The following is a 21,962-nucleotide window of genomic DNA, read 5'->3' on the forward strand; positions in this document are numbered from 1 at the left end:
CGTGTACGGCTGGATTTGGCGCAAGCTCCCCGGGGGCCTCTGGGGCAAGCTCACCGGCTCGATCGTGCTGACCGCGGCCGTCGGCACGCTGCTGTGGTACGTGGTCTTCCCGTGGGCGACCCCGCTGCTGCCGTTCGACGACGTGCAGGTCGGCACCGAGCAGACGCAACAGGACCCGAACGCGGTGCCCGGCGCGGACGATCCGGGGCTGGGCCCGGACGACATCCCGTACAGCACCCACTCGAACGAGCCAGCACCGAGCCCGAGCAACAGGTGACGCCGTGCGCATCCTCGTGATCGACAACTACGACTCGTTCGTCTTCAACATCGTGCAGTACCTGGGACAACTGGGCGCGGAGTGCGAGGTCCGGCGCAACGACGAGATCAGCGTGGCCGAGGTCGGCCGGTTCGGCGCGGCGGGGATCCTGCTGTCTCCGGGCCCGGGCACGCCGGAACGCGCGGGCATCACCATGGACGTCATCGCGGCGTACGGAGGCAAGCTGCCACTGTTCGGGGTCTGCCTCGGTCATCAGGCGATCGGGGCCGCGTACGGCGCCACGGTGACCCGCGCGCCGGAACTGCTGCACGGCAAGACCTCGGCGGTCCGGCACAAGGGTGCGGGCGTGCTGGCCGGGCTGCCCGACCCGTTCACCGCGACGCGGTACCACTCGCTGGTGGTGCTGCCCGAGACCCTGCCCGCCGAGATCGAGGTGACCGGCTGGACGGAGTCCGGCGTGGTCATGGCGATGCGGCACCGGGAGCTACCGATCGAGGGCGTGCAGTTCCATCCCGAGTCCGTGCTCACCGAAGGCGGACACACCATGCTGGCCAACTGGCTGGCCGCCTGCGGCCTGCCCCAGGCCCGGGACCGGGCACCCGAACTGGCCGCCGACGTGGAGGCCCGCCGCCGGGCGGCCTTCGCCGCCTGAGGGTTTCCGGGCCACACGCTCGGCTGGGCCGCGTCGCCGCGTCATGACTTGTGGCCGCGTCGGCCGCGTAACGCCTGGGCCGCGTCACGCCTGGGCCGCGTCACGGCCGAGGCGCCACGCCCCCGACAACGTTATGGCTGAGGCAGCCCGCCGAGCGGGTCGCCGTCCCCGCCGCCGCCCCCGGGATCGGTGGTGTCGCCCGGAGTCGGCGGGGCGGAGCTGCTCGGTGGCGTCGAGACCTGCGGCACGCTCACGAAGATTCTGACCGTGCCGCCCTTGGCGAGCTTGCGGCCCGCCTTCGGGTTCTGGTCGACGACGAGGCCGGGCGTGTCCGACGGGGGGCCATCCTCCACAGAAGCGCTCAGCCCGACCGCGTCGAGCGCGGCCCGCGCCTCCGCCTCGGTCTTCCCCTTGAGCGGCGGAACCTCCACAACATTGCCCTTGGAGATCTGCACCGTGATCTTCGTGCCGGGCTTGACGTGCGATCCGGCCTTCTCCACGGAGATCACCGTGTTCGGCGGTTGGCCGCTGTTCACGCTCACGAACACCGGATCCAGGTGCGCCTTGATCAGGGCCTTCTGCGCCGAGTCCTGGGTCGAACCCACGAGGTCGTCGGGCACCAGCACGACTTCCGGCCCGGTGCACACGACGTACGTTCCGGTCACGGTCTTCTCGACCAGCTGATTCGCCAGCGGGTCCTGTTTGGTGATCTTGCCCTGCGTGCAGTCGTCGCTGGTGTCCGGTTCACCCTCGGTGATGCCGGTGAGGCCCCTCGCCCCAAGGAGATCCTTGGCCACCGCGGGCGTCAGGCCGACCAGCTTGGGCATGGCGACCTTGACCGGTTCCTGCGGCTGGCCGGTGTTGTCCCTGTTGTTGAGCCAGATGCCGACCCCGGCCGCCACGATGGCGAGCACGGCCAGGGCGGACAGGATCGCCACGACGAACGAGGAACTGCGCCGCTGCGGCGGCCGCGGCGGCATCGCACCCGGGATCGGCCGGGTCATCGTGGTCTGGCCGGACTGCTGGTACATCGGCCCGCCCAGCGCCATGGTCTCGGCCTCGGACATCACCGGGGTGGCCATCACGGGACGGCCCGCGACCGCGCGCAGCGCGTCCGCGCGCATCTCCTGCGCACTCTGGTAGCGGTTGAGCGGGTTCTTCGCCAGCGCCTTGAGCACGATCGCGTCGACGTCCGGCGGCACCTCGCGGTTGACCTGGCTCGGTGGGCGCGGGTCCTCCCGGACATGCTGATACGCGACGCTGACCGGGCTGTCCCCGGTGAACGGGGGGTGCCCGACCACCAGCTCGAACAGCACACAACCGGCGGCGTACACATCGGAGCGGGCGTCGACCGACTCGCCGCGGGCCTGCTCCGGGGAGAGGTACTGGGCCGTACCGATGACCGCGCTGGTCTGGGTCATGGTGGTGGCACCGCTGGCCAGGGCCCGGGCGATGCCGAAGTCCATGACCTTGACCTGGCCGTTCTGGGTCAGCATCACGTTGCCGGGCTTGATGTCGCGGTGAATGATGCCGTGCCGGTGGCTGAACTCCAGCGCGGCGCAGATGTCCGCGATCATCTCCAGGGCACGACGCGGCTGGATCCGCTGCTCGGCGGCCAGCACCTCCTTGAGGGTGCGGCCGTTCACGTACTCCATGACGATGAACGGCAGCTTCTCCCCGGTCGAGGAGACCTCCTCGCCGGTGTCGTAGACGGCGACGATCGCGGGGTGGTTGAGGGCGGCCGCGTTCTGCGCCTCCCGGCGGAAGCGCTCCTGGAACGTGGCGTCGCGGGCCAGGTCCGTACGCAGCATCTTGATCGCCACGTCCCGGCCCAGCCGGAGGTCGCGGCCACGGTGGACCTCGGCCATGCCGCCGTATCCGAGCAGCTCGCCGACCTGGTACCTGCCACCGAGCAGGCGGGCCTGCGCCGTCATAGCGTCTGCCGTCCTTCGCTTGCGGGGTCCAGGCTGCGCGCTCCGCCAACCTGCTGAATAGCACGGTACGACCCCGCCGCCGGTTCAGCAGCCACCACGACCGTGGTCCGGGCAACACCAAGGGAGTTCGTATTGCCCTGCTTGAGGAGGAAGGAGATGACTCCGGCGCAGAGCAGGACCAGCAGGAACAGCACCACGGCAAGCACGATGAGCACCTGTCGGCTGCCCGAACTCTGCGGGGCCGGCTGCTGCTGCACGGGCGGCTGCGGCGCCGACGGCACGAACGGCTGGCCGAACTGGGCGGACTGCGGCACGGACGCCGCGCCACGCGCCTGACTGCCCGACACAGGTCGGGGCACCGGCGGGTACGGCGGCCGGGCCTGGCCCGACATCGGGTGCCCGGGCGGGCCGGAGGACGGCGCGCCGGAGTGCGGGCGGTTCGACACCGGTGCGGTGCCCTGCGGGCGGTTCTGCGCGGGGCTGCCGGACTGCGGCCGGTTGACCGGCACGGAACCGTTGGGCACGGGCGGCTGGGCCGCGGTGGTCAGCGACGACGCGGCCTGCCGGGCGACCGCGGCCATGGCCGAGGCGGTGGGCCAGCGGGCGGCCGGGTCCTTGGCCAGGGCCCGGTCGACGATCGCGCGGACCGCGGGCGGGATGTCCGGGGGCAGCGGCCGCGGAATGTCACGGACGTGCTTCATTGCGATCTCGATCGGCGTCGTCCCGTCGAACGGCCGGTGCCCGGACAGGCACTGGTAGGCGACCACGCCGAGGGCGTACACATCGGACGCCGGGGTGGCCACCCCGCCGGACGCCTGCTCCGGGGAGATGTAGGAGGCCGTGCCCAGCACGGAACCCGCGACCGTGAGCTGGCCGACCAGCTCGGAGCGGGCGATGCCGAAGTCGGTGAGCACCAGGGTGCCGTTGGGGCGGACCAGCAGGTTGCCGGGCTTCACGTCGCGGTGCACGATGCCGTTGGCGTGTGCGGCCTGCAACGCGTCCGCGGCCTGGGCCACCAGCGCCATCGTGCGGCCGGGGGTGAGCCGGCCGACCCGGCTGAGGGTACGGGACAGGGCGTCGCCCTCGACGTACTCCATGACCAGGAACGCCAGCTGCTGGTCGCTGCCGTAGTCGTACACGTCGACCACCCCGGGGTGGTTGATCGTGGCCATGGTGCGGGCCTCGCCCCGGAACCGCTCCGCGAAGCCGGGCTCCTCCAGCAGTGCGGGCAGCAGGATCTTCACCGCGACGGTACGGCCGAGCACCTCGTCGGTGGCACGCCACACGTCACCCATGCCGCCACCCGCGATGCGCTCGTCGAGGCGGTAGCGGCCCCCGAGGGTCACGCCAGGGCTGATCATCTCAGTCCCCTCCCTGACCCGCCGCGGCCTTCATGATCAGCCCGGTGATCCGCGCGGCCTCGGCGCTGGCGTGGCCACCGGGCACGTTCTCCAGCATGACGCAGGCCGCGGAGACCGGTTCACCCTTGGAGTTGAACGCGAAGCCGATGAACCACCCGTGCGGGTCGGCGCCCGCGGCGTTCTGCGCCGTGCCGGTCTTTCCGCCGACCTCCATGCCGTCGATCCTGGCCCGCTTGCCGGTGCCGTTCTCGACGACGCTGACCATCATCTCCTTGAGCTTGCCCGCCACGTTCGAGTCGACCGGGTTGCGCAGGGTCTTCGGGTTCGCGGTGTAGAGCGGGCGCCGGTCGGCGTCGAGCAGCTGCTGCACCAGGTACGGCCGCATCTGCTGGCCGCCGTTGGCCACGGTCGCGGCGATCAGGGCGCCCTGCATCACGGTCATCCGGACGTTCGCCTGGCCGAGCGAGGACTGCGCCAGGGCGGCCTGGTCCGTGCTGCCGTCCGGGTTCTGCATGTCGCCGGTCTTGCTGGCCACGACCGGCAGGCCGCCGTCCTGCAGGTTGCCGACGGTCAGGTCGTTCTGCTCGAAGCCGAACGCCTGCGCGGTCCTCTTCACCGTGTCCGCGCCGAGCTTGACGCCGAGCTGCGCGAACGCGGTGTTGCAACTCGTCGTCAGCGCCTCTTTCAGGGTGACCTGGGCGCCCGGACAGACCTCGTCCTCGGCGTTGCGGATCGGGGTCGTCGTCCCCGGCGGCCGGTAGATCGCGCCCGCGGGGATCTCCGTGTTCACGTCGTAGCCGTTCTGCAACGCGGCCGCGGAGATGATCGTCTTGAACGTCGACCCCGGCGGTTTCGTGTCCGCCGTGCCGCGGTTCAGCAGCGGCTGGTCCTTGTCCTTGATCAGCTTGTCGTACGCCGCCGCCGCGGTCTTCCGGTCGTGGCTGGTCAGCGGGTTCGGGTCGTAGCTGGGCATGGTCACCATGGCCTGGACCGCGCCCGTACGCGGGTCGATCGCGATCGCGGCGCCCTTGCCCACGCCCCGCTGGTTGTTGACCAGCTCCCGGTACGCCACGGCCTGCGCCTTGGTCTTGAGGCTCAGCACCACGTTGCCGCCGCCGGTCTTGTCCCCGGTGAACATGTCGCTGACCCGGTCCGCGAACAGCGTGTCGCTGGTGCCCGCGAGGAAGTCGTTCTCGCTGCGCTCGATGCCGGTGGCCGCGCCGTTGACCGGCTTGTAGCCGACCACGGGTGCCCACGCCTCGACCTGCTTGCTGGGGTAGATCCGCAGGTACTTGAGGGTGTCGTCGGTCGGCTTGCTCTGCGCCAGCGGCTGGCCGCCGTCGGCTTCGATGACGCCGCGCGGGCGCTGATACTCGGCGACCTGGACCCGGCCGTTGTAGTCGCTCGTGCGGTAGGCGTCCGCCTTGTACGCCTGCACGTAGTTGAGGTTGACGAACAGCAGCCCGAACAGGACGAGGATGACCACGCCGGCCTTGCGCAGTGGTGCGTTCACGGCTTGATCACCTCCGTCATGGCGCCGTGCAGTTGGGCGGGCGGCTGCTTGAGCCCGCCCGCCGGGGCGACCGGGCCGCCGGTCTCGGGCCGCCGTGCGGCGTCGGAGATCCGCAGCAGCATCGCGATCAGCAACCAGTTCGCCATCAGGGAGGAGCCGCCGGCGGACAGGAACGGCGTCGTCTGGCCGGTCAGCGGAATGAGTCCGGTGATGCCACCCACGATGACGAAGACCTGCAAGCCGAGGGTGAACGCCAGGCCGCCCGCGACCAGCTTGCCGAACGAGTCGCGCACCCCGATCGCCGCGCGCAGCCCCCGCTCCACGATCAACAGGTACGCCACGAGCAGGGCGGAGAGCCCGAACAGGCCGATCTCCTCGCCGAGACCGGCGAAGATGAAGTCGGTACGCACCTCGGGCACCTGTCCGGGTGAGCCCGCGCCCGGGCCGGAGCCGAACATCCCGCCCGTGCCGAGGCCGAGCAGCCCCTGCACCAGCTGGTAGCTGCCGCCGACCGGCCGGTTGTAGAACGCGCTGTTGAACGGGTCGAGCCAGACGGAGGCGCGGTCGTAGAAGTTCTTGAACGGGCCGCCGACCGCCGCGCCCAGCAGGTACGCCACGTAGACGCCGCCGAAGAACATCACCAGGCCGATGATCAGCCAGCTGGCCCGCTCGGTCGCCACGTACAGGGTGACGACGAACAGGCCGAAGTACAGCAGGGCGGTGCCCAGGTCCTTCTCGAAGACGAGCACGAGCAGGGAGAGCAGCCACACCGTGACGACCGGGCCGAGGTCACGGCCGCGCGGGAAGTCGATGCCCATGAAGCGGCGGCTGGCCAGCGACAGCACCTCGCGCTTGCGGACGAGGTAGTAGGCGAAGAAGGAGACCAGGGCAAGCTTGGCGAACTCACCGGGCTGGATCGAGAACGGGCCCAGCTTGATCCACAGCTTCGCGCCGTTGACCTCGGAGAGGCTGCGGGGCAGCACCGCGGGCAGCATGACCAGCACGATGCCGACCAGCCCGAGGGTGTAGGCGTACCGGGAGACGACCTTGTGGTCGCGGATCACGAGCAGCAGGATCGCCGCCAGCATCAGCGCGCCGAGGGTCCAGGCGAGCTGGCGGCCCCCGGTGAGGGCGAACACCCCCGGCACGGCCTCCTTGTTGGCGATCGCCTTGGCCAGGTCGAGGCGGCGCAGGAACACCACGCCGATGCCGTTGATCAGCGCCACCGCCGGCAGCAGAACCGGATCCGCGTACGGGGCGGTGAACCGCACCACCATGTGCAGGCCGAAGAAGAGGAGCCCCAGCAGTGCGGCCGGCACCCAGAACGCGGAGCCGACGTGGCCGAGCTGGTTCGCCTCGACGGTGGCCGCGAACACCGCCACCAAGAGCATCGCGAAGGCCAGCAGCCCCAGCTCGGCGTTGCGCCGGGTCTTCGTTCCCGGGATACGCGACATCTCACCCGTGGTCGCGGGTGTGGCAGCCGGTACGGCGGGCGCGGTCAAGAAGGGGTCCCCAGACTTCGTGTGCGGGCGCTCAGTCGACCGTCCGGCACCCGACCGGATCGACGACCGGCGGGGCGGAGGTGGAAGCCTGAGCGTCCGGGGTGGTCACGGGCACGGTGGCCGGCGTGGACGCGGCGATGGGCCGACCGGGAGCCGAAGCCTTCCCGGCCGCCGGCGGGGTGGTCTTCCCCGCCGCGGGTGACGTGGTCTGGTCCGCCGGCGGCGGCGTGGTGGGCTCCGACTCCGCCGGGGCGGTGATGGTGGGTGCCGTGGTCGCGGACGGCGAGCCGCTGGGTGGGCAGATCGGCTTGAGGTTGGGGTTGGTCGGCACGTCGCTGGTCAGTTCCGCGAGGCGGCGCCGTGCGTCGGGGCGGCTGTCGGCGTGGATGCCCTGCTTGACGCGATCCTGCGCGACCGTGGTGAGGTCGTCGAGGCGCGCGGCGCTGGTCTCGTTGACGCTGGACAGGTCGAGACCCGCGATCTGTCCAGGTACGCCCCGGAAGATGGCGAGCTGACCGGCGGACGTGGCGCCCACGTAGTACTGGTCCTGGGTGTACTGCCAGCCCAGCCAGAGCCCGCCGCCCAGGGTGGCGAACAACAGCAGCATGAGCATGCTGGTGCGCACCGGATGCCGCCGCGGCTCCGGATCCTCGCGGTCCTCCGCGGCACCCTCGGGCTGGGCGGGCCGGGGCCCCTGGAGCGCGGCCGCGCGGGCGGCGGCGCTGGAGCTGTCCGCCCGGGTGGAGTTGCCGCGGTCCCGGGCGGCGGCGCCGCCCACGATCGGAGCCTGCTCGACGATGTCCGCGTCGGTCGCGTCCGCGACCACCACGGTGATGTTGTCGGGGCCGCCGCCGCGCAGGGCCAGCTGCACCAACCGCTCCACGCACTCCTGCGGGTCGGCGATGGTGCGCATGGACTCCGCGATGGTCTCCGCGCTGACGACCCCGGAGAGCCCGTCGCTGCAGATCAGATACCGGTCGCCCTTGAGCACCTGGCGCACCGAGTACTCCGGGTCGATGTCCCGGCCGTCGAGGGCGCGGGTCAACAGCGACCGCTGCGGGTGGCTGCTGGCCTCCTCGGGGCTGATCCGCCCCTCGTCGACCAGCATCTGCACGTACGTGTCGTCCTTGGTGATCTGGGCGAATTCGCCGCCGCGCACCAGGTACGCCCGGGAGTCGCCGATGTGCACCATGCCGAACTTGCTGCCGGAGAAGAGCACCGCGGTCAGCGTGGTGCCCATGCCCTCCAGGTGCGGGTTGGCGTCGACGGTGTCGCGCAGCTGCTGGTTGGCCGTGCCGACGGCATGCCGCAGGGCGTCGACGAGCGCGTCGCCCGGCACGTCCTCGTCCAGCGGGGCCATGGCTGCGATGACGATATTGCTGGCGACGTCACCGGCGGCCATGCCGCCCATGCCGTCGGCGACGGCGAGCAGCCGCGGTCCGGCGTAGACGGAGTCCTGGTTTCCGTCTCGGATCAGACCGCGGTCGCTCTGGGCGGCGTAGCGCAGGGTCAGGGTCATGGCCGTAACTCAAGAGAAGTGCGCCCGATGCGAATCGGCACGCCAAGGGGGACGGGAGTGGGTCCGGAGACCTTACCGCGATCGAGATAGGTCCCGTTCGTCGAGCCGAGATCCTCGACGAACCACTGACCGTCCCGCGGCACCAGCCGAGCGTGCCGGGCCGACGCGTAGTCGTCCGTGATGACCAGGGTCGAGTCCTCGGCCCGACCGATCGTGATCTGGGCTTCACCCAGAGTGATTCGCGTCCCGGCCAACTGGCCGGCGGTCACGACGAGTTGCCGTGCCGCTTTACCGCGCTTCGCCTTGGCCGGACGGCCCTGCAGCACCGCGCCACCCACCCCCCGAGGGCTGGCGACGATGCTCTTGGAGCGGACCCCGGCAAAGAGATCCCGCCGGATGACCCCGACCACCGTGAACACGAAGATCCACAGAAGGATGAGGAATCCGAAGCGGGCGACGGTGAGGACGAATTCGGGCAAGGTGGCTAGCCGTCCACTCGGAACGTCAGCGTGGTGGTGCCGAGCTGGATCATGTCGCCGGGGTTGAGCGCCACGGCGGAGACCCGCTGGCCGTTGACCATCGTGCCGTTCGTCGAGCCGAGGTCGGTCAGCACCACCTGGCTGCCGTCGTAGTCGAGCCGGGCATGCCGGCGCGAGATGCCGACGTCGGGCAGGCGCAGGTTCGCCTGGTCGCCGCGGCCGATCACGGTCGAGCCCATCTGCAGCGGGTACGTCCGGCCGTCGCCGGACACCAGGCCGACGCTGCGGCCGTTGTGCCCGTGCTGCTGGTAGCCGCCCTGCTGCTGGTCGTACGGCGAGTAGGCCGGGGCCGCGTCGTACGACGGCTGCTGCACCGGGGCGACCTCGCCGCCGGTGTAGACCTCCGCGGTGACGCGGAACATGCCGGTGTCCAGCCCGTCGCCCCGCTCGATCTCGACGATGACGTCGCCGTACACGGTCCACGCCTGCTCGCCGATGAACTCCGCCTGGGACTGGGCCAGCTCCTGGGCCAGCGCGGCCGCGTACGGCGCCAGACGGCTGTGGTCATACGGCGAGAGGTCGATCACGTACCGGTTGGGTACCAGCGTGCGGCCACCCGCGAGGATGGCCTTGTGTGCCTCGGCCTCCCGCTGCATGGCATTCAGAATCTCCACCGGGTGCACGACACCCTTGAACACCTTCGCGAAGGCCCCTTCCACCAGGCCTTCCAACCGCTTCTCGAAGCGCTGCAGCACGCTCACCGGCTCCTCCTCGGGTTCCGAGGACATGATGGTATCCGGCCGCCGCTCGCGCATCTCGCGGCAAGTGCAGCCGGCACTTCTGACCCTCGTATGACAGCCCGCGACGCCGTGCTAATCTCTCCTGGCGTCACGGGGCGTTATCTGCTCGCTGTGTGACGTGGGACAGCGTAGTCTGTCGCACCTAGTAATCGGCAACAAGGCCACGGGGATGTGGCGGAATGGCAGACGCGCACGGTTCAGGTCCGTGTGTCCGAAAGGACGTGGGGGTTCAACTCCCCCCATCCCCACCACCAGCAAGGGCTCCGCGATGATCGCGGGGCCCTTTGTTCGTTGATCAGTACGGGCCGCCCGACCGCGCGGCCCAAACGAGTGAAAAGCCAGGTGTGAGCACCGTCGCGTTATGCTCGCACCTGATTTTCCCCGTCCCCGCAGACTCGGAGTGTCGTACGTGGCAGTCGCCCTGGTAACCGGTTCCGGCGGTCTGATCGGCTCCGAGGCGGTCCGGCACTTCGCCGGGCTCGGCCTCGACGTCGTCGGCATCGACAACGACATGCGCCAGGAGTTCTTCGGACCCGAGGCGTCGACCGCGTGGAACGTGCGCCGTCTCGCCGACGAGCTCGGCACCGCGTACACCCATCAGGGGATCGACCTGCGCGACCGGGACGCGCTGGCGAAGATCTTCGCGCACTACGGCCGCAACATCGCGGTGGTGATCCACACCGCGGCGCAGCCGTCACACGACTGGGCGGTCCGCGACCCGTTCACCGACTTCGACGTCAACGCGGTCGGGACCCTCAACGTCCTGCAGAACGTGCGCGAGCACTGCATCGACGCCCCGGTGATCCACTGCTCCACCAACAAGGTGTACGGCGACCGGCCCAACTCGCTGCCCTACACGGAGCTGGCGACCCGCTGGGAGCTGGCACCGGACCACCCGTACTACGACGGCATCACCGAGGACATGTCGATCGACCAGTGCCTGCACTCGGTCTTCGGCGCCTCCAAGGTCGCCGCCGACGTCATGGTGCAGGAGTACGGCCGGTACTTCGACATGAAGACCGTGGTGTTCCGCGGCGGCACCCTGACCGGCCCGGCGCACTCGGCGACCGAGCTGCACGGGTATCTGGGCTACGTGATGCGCTGCAACATGGAGCGCCGCACGTACAAGATCTTCGGATACCAGGGCAAGATGGTCCGCGACTCGATCCACAGCCACGACGTGCTGACCGCGTTCGAGGCGTTCTTCCGCAACCCGCGCAGCGCCGCGGTCTACAACCTGGGCGGCGGCCGCTTCTCCAACAGCTCGCACCTGGAGGCGTTCGCGATCGCGGAGAAGATCAGCGGACACCAGATGATCACGGAGTACGTGGAGCAGAACCGCGTCGGCGACCACAAGTGGTGGATCGGCTCCAATGCCGCGTTCCAGGCCGACTACCCGGACTGGAAGCAGGTGTACGACGTGCCGATGATCCTGCGGGAGATCTACGAGGCGAACGTCGACAAGTGGGTGCCCGCGCAGTGATCGCCCAGGGCAAGCGCAGCGTCCTCGGCGTCCTGGTCGACGCGGTCGACTACGAGGCCGCCACGGAGCAGATCGTCACGGCCGCCCGGGAGCGCCACCACTTCGCGGTCACCGCGCTGGCGGTGCATGGCGTGATGACCGGGGTGCAGGACCGCGCCCACAACGCCCGGCTCAACTCCTTCGACCTGGTCACCCCGGACGGCCAGCCGGTGCGCTGGGCGCTGAACCTGGTGCACGGCGCCCAGCTCGCCGACCGCGTGTACGGCCCCACCCTGACCTTGAAGGTGCTGGAGCGCGCCGCCGCCGAGGGCCTGCCGGTCTACCTGTACGGCTCCACCCAGCCGACGCTGGACCGCCTGGTCCCCGCGCTGGAAGGCATGTTCCCCGACCTGAAGATCGCGGGGGTCGAGGCGTCGAAGTTCCGCGCGGTGCGGCCCGGCGAGGACGCCGAGATCGCCGAGCGGATCACGGCGTCCGGGGCCCGCGTCGTGCTGGTCGGCCTCGGCTGCCCCCGGCAGGAGGTCTTCACGTACGCGATGCGTCCCCTGCTGGACATGCCGCTGCTGGCCGTGGGCGCGGCGTTCGACTACCACGCCGGCCTGCTGAAGAACCCGCCCGCCTGGATGCAGCGGTACGCGCTGGAGTGGCTGTGGCGGCTCGGCCTCGAGCCCAAGCGGCTGTGGAAGCGGTACGTGCTGCTCAACCCGGCGTACCTGGCGCGCCTGGCCGCGCAGAAGTCCGGCCTGTGGCGGGCCCGCCCGCCGGCGCCCGCGACGGAGCGGGTGCCCACCTTCGCGGTATGACAGCCCCCGACCCGGGGCGCCCGCTCGGGGTGCCCTGGGCCCGGTGCCGGGGCCCCGCCGCATCACGTAGGAACCCCGGCCGACCTCCCCAGGTCGGGTCCGCGCCCCCGGGTCACCCCGGCGGCTGGCACCCGACATTAGGACATGGCTCATCGAGGCACCAGGGGTCACTGTCCACATCGCCCAATGGACTGAGCGACACCACGCCCGCGACCCCCATGGCCTGGAACGGGCGGACCGCTGGATCGGCTAAATGGTAGGAATCGGGCCGAACGAGGCGAGTGATCGCGCGACCCTACGGGTGCGGGTCCGGACATAACCCGGTTTCGCGCCGCGCCCGCCGGGTGAAGTCTGGCTACGTGAACACCGCCGTGGACCTCACCCTCGCGGGCGCCCTCGCCGTGATCTGGCTGGCCGCCGGGTTGCTGGCCGACGCCCTGCCGGCCGCCGCCTCGGCCCGCGATCTCCGTCGGCGCGCCGGGACGCTGATCCTGTTCGTGCTGGCCGGGGCGGCGGCGTTCCTCGCCGTACCCGTCGTGGCGCACGTGGTCGCGGGGCCGTCCGCGGCTGCCACGGCGACGTTGCTTCCCGCCGTACCCGCGATGGTCGTGCTGGTCACCACGCTGCGCCGGTTGATCATCCTGCGCCGCGGCGCGGGCGCGTTCACCACCGCACCGCGGGCCCCGCTGCCGCCGGCGCTGCGTGCGGCGGCCGCGCACCCGCTGGTCGCCACTCCGCTGCAGGTCACGGGCATCACCGCCCTGATCGGCCTGCCCATCGCCGCGATGGACATGCCGATCGCGCCGAACGGATACCTCGCCGGGACCGCGATCACGCTGGCGGCGGTCGCGGTCGGCGTCCGCCACGCTCTGCGGCACAGCCGCCTCAGCCTGCTGGTGCTCGCGCCGATCCGGCGGCGCGCGACCCGAATCGGCTGAGGAACCGGACGGCGTCGGTCAGCCGCCGCGCTTGGCTTCCTGTACGTAGAGCAGCTCGAGGATCGAACGCGCCGCCTCGAACCAGCGGTCCAGCCAGTCCGACGGCGGCATGGTGCCGCGTGCCGGCAGCTCCAGCAGCAGGCCGCGCAGCAGCGGGTGGTCCGCCATCGACAGGTTCGCCGCGCCGACCCGGCTCGGCTCCAGGGCCCGGCCCGGCTCGATCGGCCTGCTCGGCTCGATGGTCCGGCTCGGCTCGATGGTCCGGCTCGGCTCGATGGTCCGGCTCGGCTCGTGCCAGCCGGACGGCGGCGGGAAGACCGGCTCGGTCAGGCCGTGCAGGTCCAGCGACGGCAGCTTGGCCGCACGGTCGAGGGCGCTGGTCGGTTCGAGGCTCTGCGACATGCCGGGGGACCGGGTCGGCAGGCCCGAGGGCAGGCTGGGCGGGAGACTCCGGCCGATCAGCTCCGCATCGGCGGACTCGGCCGACAGCGCGTCGCGCCGGTTCTGCCGGTAGGCGTTCACCCCACCGCTGAACCGGTCCTGCGCCGAGGAGCCGCCATTGTTCAGATTCTCGGAAATCGACATCAGTTCCGCCCGCCTCGCTCGCTGTGTAGCGCCCGCCCCGCCGTTCCCCAGTAATGAGTGGGTTCCGCGCGGTCCGGTCCGCGCTTCGAGCGTTCAACGAGGCGGGGTGCGATGGGGCGACGGCGACGCGGGTGCGGAAAACCGGACGAACCTCCGCATTCGCCAGCGGCTGGCTTGCCCGGGAGCGCTGTCCCGGGCAAGCCGGCCGCCCGGTGCCGAGATGACGACTCAGAGGTCGAACTCGCCGTCCTTAGCCCCGCCGACAAATGCATCCCACTCGGCGACCGTGAAGATCAGGGCGGGGCCCTGCGGATTCTTGGAGTCGCGCACCGCGATCGCCTCGTCGACGAAGGCGACCTCGACGCAGTTGTCGCAATTCGGTCCACTACGGCTGCTCTTGAACCACTGTGCGCGGCTCAGATCGATCCGGAAACCCTTGGTCTCAATTTCCACAATGGCTCCTCTACCAGCATTTCGATCATCTCCGTGGACGCCTCGGGGGTGAGGGCGGTCGCTCGGATGGTGTCGAAGATAGAGCCGTACTTCTGCAGTTCGTCGCTCTTCTCCAGAAACAACCCGCCGGTCGCGTTCTCCGCATACACGACGGCGGGGTCCTGTTCGTCGGGGAAGTCGAGGATCGCGAAGGTCCCGTCCATGCCGGCGTGCGCCCCCGCCGCGAACGGCAGCACCTGCAGGGTCACGTTCGGCAACTTCGCCGCCTCGACCAGGCGCACGAGCTGATCCCGCATCACCTCGTCGCCGCCGACCGGACGACTCAGTACGGCTTCATCCAGCACCACCCAAAGATCGATCGGATCGTCCTGGATCAATAACGATTGCCGGGCCATGCGGACGTGGACTCTGCGGTCGATTTCCATCTGTGTGTCACTCGATCGAGCAGCTTGGATCATCGCCGCCGCGTACTCCTCGCTTTGCAGCAGGCCGGGAATCACCTGCTGCTCATACGCACGCACGGTCGAGGCCGCCGCCTCAAGTCCGACATACGCCCCCACCAGCACGGTGCTGTACGGATGCCACCAGCCCTTTTGCCGGGCCTCACGGGCAATTTGCACCAATTCCTCTGATGCAGCCCCGTCGACACCGTAAATGTCCAACATGTCCTTGACATCACGAGGGGTGGCACTCGTGTGCCCCGTTTCAATCCGAGACACTTTGGACGGTGAACAGCCGAGCCGATCCGCCACCACGTCGATGGTCACGCCGGCTGATTCGCGGTATTTGCGAAGCTCAGCTCCGAGCCGACGGCGACGGATCGTGGGACTGCGGCGCTGGATCACACTGAACCTCCGGGAAACTGCGCCACATCTACGGGGGATCGGCACGATTTCCCCCCGACGGCGGCGTCGATGCCAGTCTGTCTGTTGATCTCTTGATCCTTCAAGCGTGTTGCGTGATCAAATAGTCACGGACGGCTGACATGCAACTTGCATCGATCGGATCGGTAGTGCAATCTTTCTGTAGGCCGCGCGTCACCTAATGTTCCAGGCGATATGCCTCGGCGACGCGGCCGGGCCGACGCACCGCACGCAGCAGTGACGCCGTTTCGCGGGGCGCCGGTCGAGCGTTGGTCCCGGGTGGACCTGCCGGGAAGCCGTTCCCGGACCGCCCGCGACTTCGGCCCGACCGGCGGAGGCGACGTTTCCGTAACCGCCATGATGATTGGCATCATCGGATGGTTGCAAATGAGCATGACCTGGGCACACTGGAGCATCTGCGTCCACTGTGCAGCCAAGCGTTCACCCCGAGACGAGATCAGAACAGGAGCTGACGTGCTTCCTCGGTCCGGTGATGTCATCCATGTGACGAAGGCCGCGAGCGTCCAATTCTCCGCGCCGATGCTGTTCCGGGTGATCAGGGTTCACGACTGGCCGACCTACGAAGGATGGGTCTGGCTCGACGGATACGAGCTCAACTCCGCCGGTGACGCGGTCGAACGCCGGTCGATCTTCGTCCAGGCCAACGGGCTGCGCCAGGTCGGCAAGGCGCCCGACCCGCGCGCCCGCAACGGCCGCCAGCCCGGCCTGACCTCAGGTGCGGTCCCCGCCCGAGCGCTGCGCACCAACCGCTGAACCGACACCGGCACCCCTGATCGAGGCCGCCGTGGTCAGTCCTGGTCGGGCTGGCCGGAGGTGCCCGTCGGAGTCGACGACGGCTCGGCGGACGGCGAGGGCGGAGCAGAGACGATGAGCGTGACCGTGGTGTCCGGCGGCACCTGCTGACCCTCGGCCGGATCACTGTCGATGACCGTGCCGGGCGGCGCTTCACTGCGCACGAACCGTACCCGGTATGCCAGGCCCGTACGCTCAAGTGCCTGCCGCGCATCCTGCACGGAAAGTCCCTTGAGGGCCGGAACGGTCACCTCGGTCGGCCCGGTCGGCTCCGTCGTCGGCGGCAGACTCGTGGTGGCGGCCGTGGACGGGGGCGACGACGGCGGCGACGGTTCCGAGGACGGCGCCGTCGACGGGGGCGCCCCCGCGGACGAGGTCACCACGGGTGCGGGCGCCTCCTCGTCGTGGTTCAGCGCCCGCAGGATCTGGAAGACACCCCAGCCGAGCAGCGCCAGCAACGCCACCACGACGAGGCCCACCAGGACCGGCAGCCACCAGCGGCCACGCGGCTCCCGGTCGGCCGGGACCGCCCACTCTTCCCGGGTGTCGCCCATGGCGGCGCTCGGTCGCGGCGGACGCACCTCGGCCCGTCCCGCCCACGCCGCCCCCCAGCCCGGCTCGGAGCCGACGGCACCGGGCAGCACCGCGGTCGCATCGTCGCCCCGCGCGCCCGGCACCACCGCCGTCGCGTCGTCGCCCGCCGGCCTCAGCACCGCGGTCGCGTCGCCTGCCGCCGAGTCCAACACCGTCGTCGCGTCGTCCGTGGCCGGGGGCGGCACTATCGCGGTGGCATCGTCCGCGGGCGCGCCCGGCAGCACCGTCGTCGGGTCGGCGCCGACCGGTGTCGGCATGACCGCGGTGGCATCGCCGCCCGCGGGCGGGCCGGGCGCCGACGACTCGTCGCCTCCGACCGGACCGGTGGTCGATGCTGTCGGCTCCGGGCCCGCCTGCTCGGCGGCGGTCCGATCCGTGTGCTCCGGTCCCGCGGCATCGCCCGATCGGGGGCCGTCGTCCGGCTGGTTTCCGGTGGCCGGGACGGGGCCGGACGGGCGCGTCTCGTCCGGTTCGGACGCCTCGCCGTCCGGTTCGCGGCGCCGCCCCTGCTCGTCGGACATCGCCGGATCCTCTCCCTCGCACCCTGCCGGGCTCAACGTAACCCGTCCCGGCCGCGCCGCGCGGTATCCGCGGACAAAGCCGCAGCGTGACCTTGCTGCGGCGGACCGCGACCGATTCGCAGGCATCGTCACCTGCCGCTACAGTGCCCGGCATGGCCGAGAGGGGCAGGACAGTGCAGGCCGGTGCAGCGGCCGGGATCGCCGCGGGGACCGGCGCCGCTCAGCTGGGCCTCGGGTACGGCCTGGGCGTGGTCGAGTGGCCGACCACCGCGGGCGTGGAAGACAGCGTCTGGCTGGGCAGTCTCGGCTGGGCGACCTGGATCGCGGCCAGCGCCACCGTGTTCGGTGCCGTCCTCGCGGGCCGGATGCCGACGCGTACCGGCGGGCCGTGGCGCCTCGCGCTGGCGGGCGCCGCCGCTCTCGGGGCGCTGCTCACCGTTGCGCTCATCGCGTTGCCCGCCCGGGCCGCGGTACGTCCGGACACGTTCGCGCCGCAGACCGTCGCCGCCGGATACGCGTTGCTCGGCGTGGTGCTCGGACTTGTCGTCGCGTACTGGGCCGTGGTGTCGCGTCCCGCCGCAGCCAACCTCGTCGCCACCGCTACGTGGCTGTGGATTCTCGCCGCCGCCGCGGTCATCGCGGAGTTGACCCTGCACCGGCCGTCGGCCACCTACCTCAACAGCTGGCAGTTCGCGGCCCCCGGCACCCAGTACGGCATCATCGCCCTGCCCAGCGCGCTGCTCACGTTGCTGGCCGCCGCCGTCCTCGGGGTGATCGGCGCCGTCGGAGCCGTCCGCCGTGGTGACCGGGGCGTCGGGGCCGCCACGTCCGGTGCGGTGGGACCGCTGCTGGTGGCGACCGCGTTCCTCGCCCTGGCGCCGCAGCTGACCGGGTCCCTGGGTTCCATGGAGTCGGCCTACCTCATCGCCCCGTACGCGGTGGTCTTCGGCCTCGCCGGGTCCGCGGCGACCGTGGCGCTCGCGGAGCGGCGGGCCACGGCGCAGGCGCTCGCCGGGCGCGGCGTCACCGTGCCGGGCCAGGCGGTATCGGCCGAGGACACGGCACCCACCGGCAGGTGGGTCCGGCGGTCCGCGTCGGGCAGCAGCCCGCAGGAACGCGAGGTGCCGGGGCAACGCGACGCCGCTGAGCGGAAGCCGGAAACCACCCGCGGCGCCGGTGCCGCGGACACCGCCACCACTGCCCGCGAGGGTGGGACCGCGCCGGCGAAGTCAGCACGGGGCAGGGCCGCGGCGGCCCGGGACGAGCCAGGCGACGCGACCTCCGCCGACACCTCGAGGGACACGCCCGCGAAAGGCGCGCCGGGCGGGGCCGCCGTGCGCAGGACGGGAGCGGGCAAGGCCGCTCCCGCCAAGGCGGGGTCCGGTAAGGCAGCGCCGGGCAAGCCACCGCGCAAGTCCCCCGGCCAGGCTGGTCAGGCGAGTCCCAGCCCCGCGGGTCCGGGCCAGGCGGCGCCGTCAGCGGTGTCCGGCCGAGGCACCTCGCCCGTCCCGGTGACCTCATTGCCGACCGCGCCGCCGCCGGCCACCCCGCCGCCAACGGCACCACCGCCGACCGCACCCCGGCCCGAACCGCGCCCCACGCCGGTGCCGGATCGGCCGCAGGGCGCCAAGGCGGTGGGCCGCGCCGCGACATCGTCCGGAGGTTCCCAGGCGGGCCCCGCGGGGTCGCGGAAGGACGCCCCGGAGTCGCGGTCCACGGTCGCGCCGCCCCCGGCGGAACCACCCGTGGCCGACATCAACCCGGACGATCCCGCTGCCGAGCCGAAGCGTGGCCTGCTGCGCCGGCTCGGCCGCCGCTCCGGCCAGGACGACTCCGACGCCTGATCAGCCACCGGCACGGCCAGGACCGGACGACCCCGAAGCCTGAGGTGTGGCGACTGTCTGACCGGTGACGTCACCCCCTGGGCGCACGCGGAGGCCACAGTGGACAGTGATCATGCGACAGGCCAGGTGTGCACCGGATCGTTGGTGTGCTGTAGCTCGATGTAGCGCAGCAGCATCTCGTGCAACGCCGCGCCGCGATCCAGCCCGCGCTGCTCGGCCACCCGTACCGTCTCGGTCTGCCAGATCGCGCCATTGCGACCGGTACGGCAGCGGCCCTCGATGATCGCCAGCAGCCGGTCCCGGTGCGCCGGGGCGACGCCGAACTTGTCCAGTCCGGCGCCCGCCTTGGGCAGCAGCTCGTCGAGCACGAGATCGGTGACCGCGACGTCGCCGAGGCGCGGCCAGTGCACCGTCGCCTCGATCCCCCGCCGGGCCGCCACATGGAAGTTGTCCTCCGCCGCGGCGAACGGCAGCTGGGTCCAGATCGGGCGTTCCTCCTCGGCGAGCTGGCGGGCCAGCCCGAAGTAGAACGCGGCGTTGGCCATCATGTCGGCCACGGTCGGCCCGGATGGCAGCACGCGGTTCTCGACGCGCAGGTGCGGGCGGCCGTTCATGACGTCGTAGACGGGACGGTTCCAGCGGTAGACGGTGCCGTTGTGCAGGCGCAGCTCGCCGAGCTGGGGTACGTCGCCGTCGTGCAGGACCACCACCGGGTCCTCGTCGTCGAGCACCGGCAGCAGCGGCGGGAAGTAGCGGACGTTCTCCTCGAACAGGTCGAACACCGAGGTGATCCACCGCTCGCCGAACCAGACCCGCGGACGTACCCCCTGGGCCTTGAGTTCCTCGGGCCGGGTGTCGGTGGCCTGCTGGAACAGGGCGATCCTGGTCTCCGCCCAGAGGCGCCGACCGTACAGATAGGGCGAATTGGCCCCGACCGCGACCTGGATCGCGGCCACCGCCTGGGACGCGTTCCAGTACGAGGCGAACCGGTCCGGCGGCACCTGCATGTGGAACTGCACGCTGGTGCACGCCGCCTCGGGCGCGATGGAGTCGTTCGCGGCCTGCAACCGCTCGGTGCCCCGGATGTCGACCGCGAACTGTTCGCCCCGGGCTCCGGCGATCTGGTCGTTGAGGGCCCGGTAGCGCTCGTTGGCGGACAGGTTGCCCTCGACGAGGTGTTCGGGCCCGAGGGTGGGGAGGATGCCGACGAGGACGATGGTGCTGTCGGACTTCTCCGCGCGGTCCTCGGCGCGGCCGAGACTCTCCAGGATGGCGTGTTCGTACTCGGCGAATCCGTCGCCGCAGATCAGCCGCGGCCGGGCGTTGAGTTCCAGGTTGAACTGGCCGAGTTCGGTCTGGAACGCGGGGTCGCCGAGGTTCGCGAGGATTTCGGCGTTGCGCATCGCCGGTTCCGCGTCGGCGTCCATGAGGTTGAGTTCGATTTCGAGGCCGGTCATCCGGTTCTCGCCCTCGAATGCGGCGGCGTCGAGCATGAGTGCGAGCACGTCGAGGCACCGGCGGACTTTCTGCCGATACCGGGCACGATCCTCCTTGGAGAAGGCTGCGTCGGAGAGGTCCTTGCCCATCTGCCCTCCCGGCACGGTGCGTCGTGAGTTTCTCACGGTAGGTGGTTGCCGACTTCCACGACAGGGACAAAAGCGGTCTTCGATCACCACTCTGTGAGCGAACGCACGCGTTCGGTTCACCTTGCCATCCCTGCCGGGCCACCCGCTAGTTGTGCCGCGGAATACGCAAACGGCGCCGCTCCCCCCACTGGAGCGGCGCCGCTGCTGTCAGCGGATGTCAGGCCTGGCGGATGGCCTCACCCTCGATCTCGATCTTGATCTTCTTGCCGATCATGACGCCGCCGGTTTCCAGCGCCATGTTGTAGGTCAGGCCCCAGTCCTCGCGGTCGATCTCGGTGGTGGCGCTGAAACCGAAGACATCGAATCCGTACGGGCTACGCCCGACGCCCTCGAATTCCACGGTCAGCGGGACCGACCGGGTGATCCCCTTGATGGTCAGCTCGCCGTCGAGGACGAACTCGTTGCCCTCGAACGACTTGATGCCGGTGCTGCGGTATTCCATCGTCGGGTACTTCTCGGCCTCGAAGAAGTCGCCCGTGCGCAGGTGGTTGTCGCGATCCTCCTGGCCGGTGCTGACGCTGGCGGTCTGGATGGTGGCGACGACCGAGGACTGCAACGGGTCCTCCGCGATGGTGACGGTGGCGCTCGCGGAGGCGAATTCGCCCCGCACCTTGCTGACCATGAGATGGCGCACCACGAAGCCGACGCGCTTGTGCGCCGCGTCCAGCTCGTACGTCCCGGCGGCCGGGATCTGCAGGCCCTGGAACTCGCGGGTGCTGGCGACGGACTCGGTCATGGCGGTATTTCCTCTCGGAGCGGGTGCCGGGCCAACTGCCCGGCGCCTCGATGGATGAAGTTGTTTGACGTAGCAACTATACGCTCCGCAATATTCCGTCTGTCAAGTGCCCGGTGTTACGCTGGATGGGTGCGTACCAACCTCGATGACCCCCGGTTCACGGCCGTCGGCCTCTTCGCCGAGGCGTACACGGGCCTGACCACCCGATTCGCCGCCCAGTTCGAGCAGCACCACCTCTCCCCGGTCGAGTTCGAGGTGCTCATGCGCCTCGCCCGCTCACCCGGTCAGCGCCTGCGGATGACCGATCTCGCCGGGCAGACCTCGTTGTCCACCAGTGGGGTCACCCGCGTGGTCGACCGCATGGACCGCGACGGCCTGGTCCGCCGGGAAGCCTGCCCCAGCGACCGCCGCAGCTCGTATGCGGTGATCACCGAGCCCGGGCTGGAACGCCTCGACGAGGTGCTGCCCGGTCACCTCGAACTGGTGCAGCAGTGGTTCATCGGGCAGCTCGAGCCGAAGCAGCTCGACCAGATGCTCGAAACGCTGCGGATCGTCCGGGACGCGGTGAACCCGTGCGCGACCGCCGGGAGCACCGGCGCCGACATCGAGGCGATCACCGCTCCCCGTCAGTAACCGGCTGAACTAC

At 70.7% G+C, this 21,962-nt stretch carries 21 protein-coding genes and 1 tRNA gene; 9 read left to right on the plus strand and 13 right to left on the minus strand.

Annotation, left to right across the window (positions count from 1 at the left end; all coding sequences use genetic code 11):
* The first annotated feature begins 1 nt into the window (after position 1).
* Positions 2-277: a hypothetical protein gene (locus ACMCNO_RS00580; RefSeq protein WP_412747470.1), complete on the plus strand. Its 276-nt coding sequence runs from the start codon at positions 2-4 to the stop codon at positions 275-277.
* A gap of 4 nt (positions 278-281) precedes the next feature.
* A complete protein-coding gene (locus ACMCNO_RS00585; protein ID WP_412747471.1) occupies positions 282-929 on the plus strand; it encodes an aminodeoxychorismate/anthranilate synthase component II in 648 nt (215 codons plus the stop codon).
* 131 nt (positions 930-1,060) lie between these two features.
* On the opposite strand, the gene pknB is transcribed toward ACMCNO_RS00585, so the two are convergent.
* From pknB to ACMCNO_RS00620, 7 genes are all read right to left on the minus strand, one after another.
* Positions 1,061-2,863: a Stk1 family PASTA domain-containing Ser/Thr kinase gene (pknB, locus tag ACMCNO_RS00590; RefSeq protein ID WP_412747472.1), complete on the minus strand. Its 1,803-nt coding sequence runs from the start codon at positions 2,861-2,863 to the stop codon at positions 1,061-1,063.
* Complete coding sequence (locus ACMCNO_RS00595; protein WP_412747473.1) at positions 2,860-4,224, minus strand: protein kinase domain-containing protein; 1,365 nt, start codon at positions 4,222-4,224, stop codon at positions 2,860-2,862. Before ACMCNO_RS00595 ends, pknB begins: the two co-directional genes overlap by 4 nt.
* Before the next feature lies 1 nt (position 4,225).
* The gene (locus tag ACMCNO_RS00600) at positions 4,226-5,737 is read right to left on the minus strand and encodes a penicillin-binding transpeptidase domain-containing protein (protein ID WP_412747474.1); all 1,512 of its coding nucleotides are present in this window, start codon (positions 5,735-5,737) and stop codon (positions 4,226-4,228) included.
* On the minus strand, positions 5,734-7,191 hold the full coding sequence (locus ACMCNO_RS00605) for an FtsW/RodA/SpoVE family cell cycle protein (protein ID WP_412747475.1): 1,458 nt from the start codon (positions 7,189-7,191) through the stop codon (positions 5,734-5,736). Before ACMCNO_RS00605 ends, ACMCNO_RS00600 begins: the two co-directional genes overlap by 4 nt.
* 79 nt (positions 7,192-7,270) lie before the next feature.
* Positions 7,271-8,758 (minus strand): protein phosphatase 2C domain-containing protein, encoded by a 1,488-nt coding sequence (locus tag ACMCNO_RS00610; protein WP_412747476.1) that lies wholly within the window; start codon positions 8,756-8,758, stop codon positions 7,271-7,273.
* Positions 8,755-9,237, minus strand: coding sequence for an FHA domain-containing protein (locus ACMCNO_RS00615; protein WP_130509811.1), 483 nt, complete (start codon positions 9,235-9,237; stop codon positions 8,755-8,757). Before ACMCNO_RS00615 ends, ACMCNO_RS00610 begins: the two co-directional genes overlap by 4 nt.
* 5 nt (positions 9,238-9,242) lie before the next feature.
* The gene (locus tag ACMCNO_RS00620; RefSeq protein ID WP_412747477.1) at positions 9,243-10,025 is read right to left on the minus strand and encodes an FhaA domain-containing protein; all 783 of its coding nucleotides are present in this window, start codon (positions 10,023-10,025) and stop codon (positions 9,243-9,245) included.
* A gap of 177 nt (positions 10,026-10,202) precedes the next feature.
* Here ACMCNO_RS00620 and ACMCNO_RS00625 point away from each other — a divergent pair.
* From ACMCNO_RS00625 to ACMCNO_RS00640, 4 genes are all read left to right on the plus strand, one after another.
* Positions 10,203-10,288: transfer RNA gene (locus tag ACMCNO_RS00625), tRNA-Leu, on the plus strand.
* A 158-nt stretch (positions 10,289-10,446) separates the two neighbouring features.
* Positions 10,447-11,520 (plus strand): NAD-dependent epimerase/dehydratase family protein, encoded by a 1,074-nt coding sequence (locus ACMCNO_RS00630; RefSeq protein WP_412747478.1) that lies wholly within the window; start codon positions 10,447-10,449, stop codon positions 11,518-11,520.
* A complete protein-coding gene (locus ACMCNO_RS00635) occupies positions 11,520-12,323 on the plus strand; it encodes a WecB/TagA/CpsF family glycosyltransferase (protein ID WP_412753567.1) in 804 nt (267 codons plus the stop codon). The genes ACMCNO_RS00630 and ACMCNO_RS00635 overlap by 1 nt, the downstream gene beginning before the upstream one ends.
* 359 nt (positions 12,324-12,682) lie before the next feature.
* A complete protein-coding gene (locus ACMCNO_RS00640) occupies positions 12,683-13,261 on the plus strand; it encodes a hypothetical protein (protein WP_412747479.1) in 579 nt (192 codons plus the stop codon).
* Between the two features lie 18 nt (positions 13,262-13,279).
* Here the strand turns inward: ACMCNO_RS00640 and ACMCNO_RS00645 are convergent, their stop codons facing one another.
* From ACMCNO_RS00645 to ACMCNO_RS00655, 3 genes are all read right to left on the minus strand, one after another.
* On the minus strand, positions 13,280-13,846 hold the full coding sequence (locus tag ACMCNO_RS00645; RefSeq protein WP_412747480.1) for a hypothetical protein: 567 nt from the start codon (positions 13,844-13,846) through the stop codon (positions 13,280-13,282).
* A gap of 228 nt (positions 13,847-14,074) precedes the next feature.
* Positions 14,075-14,293 (minus strand): DUF397 domain-containing protein, encoded by a 219-nt coding sequence (locus tag ACMCNO_RS00650; protein WP_412753568.1) that lies wholly within the window; start codon positions 14,291-14,293, stop codon positions 14,075-14,077.
* Entirely contained in the window at positions 14,263-15,144 is an 882-nt protein-coding gene (locus ACMCNO_RS00655; RefSeq protein ID WP_412747481.1) for a helix-turn-helix domain-containing protein, read from the minus strand. Before ACMCNO_RS00655 ends, ACMCNO_RS00650 begins: the two co-directional genes overlap by 31 nt.
* A 492-nt stretch (positions 15,145-15,636) precedes the next feature.
* Between ACMCNO_RS00655 and ACMCNO_RS00660 the strand changes: the two genes are divergently transcribed.
* Complete coding sequence (locus ACMCNO_RS00660; protein ID WP_130509817.1) at positions 15,637-15,936, plus strand: hypothetical protein; 300 nt, start codon at positions 15,637-15,639, stop codon at positions 15,934-15,936.
* 35 nt (positions 15,937-15,971) lie between these two features.
* Here ACMCNO_RS00660 and ACMCNO_RS00665 read toward each other — a convergent pair whose 3' ends face one another.
* On the minus strand, positions 15,972-17,090 hold the full coding sequence (locus tag ACMCNO_RS00665; RefSeq protein ID WP_412747482.1) for a PASTA domain-containing protein: 1,119 nt from the start codon (positions 17,088-17,090) through the stop codon (positions 15,972-15,974).
* Positions 17,091-17,242: 152 nt separating this feature from the next.
* Here ACMCNO_RS00665 and ACMCNO_RS00670 point away from each other — a divergent pair, with 152 nt between their 5' ends.
* Entirely contained in the window at positions 17,243-18,934 is a 1,692-nt protein-coding gene (locus ACMCNO_RS00670) for a Hansenula MRAKII killer toxin-resistant protein 1 (protein ID WP_412747483.1), read from the plus strand.
* Positions 18,935-19,044: 110 nt separating this feature from the next.
* Here ACMCNO_RS00670 and ACMCNO_RS00675 read toward each other — a convergent pair whose 3' ends face one another.
* A complete protein-coding gene (locus ACMCNO_RS00675; RefSeq protein ID WP_412747484.1) occupies positions 19,045-20,520 on the minus strand; it encodes a glutamate--cysteine ligase in 1,476 nt (491 codons plus the stop codon).
* 217 nt (positions 20,521-20,737) lie between these two features.
* Positions 20,738-21,316, minus strand: coding sequence for a YceI family protein (locus ACMCNO_RS00680; RefSeq protein ID WP_412747485.1), 579 nt, complete (start codon positions 21,314-21,316; stop codon positions 20,738-20,740).
* A gap of 129 nt (positions 21,317-21,445) precedes the next feature.
* On the opposite strand from ACMCNO_RS00680, the gene ACMCNO_RS00685 reads away from it, so the two are divergent.
* The gene (locus ACMCNO_RS00685) at positions 21,446-21,949 is read left to right on the plus strand and encodes a MarR family winged helix-turn-helix transcriptional regulator (RefSeq protein ID WP_412747486.1); all 504 of its coding nucleotides are present in this window, start codon (positions 21,446-21,448) and stop codon (positions 21,947-21,949) included.
* Positions 21,950-21,962 lie beyond the last annotated feature (13 nt).

Origin of the sequence: Krasilnikovia sp. M28-CT-15, from assembly GCF_047159595.1 — a bacterium.
Lineage (GTDB): Bacteria > Actinomycetota > Actinomycetes > Mycobacteriales > Micromonosporaceae > Actinoplanes.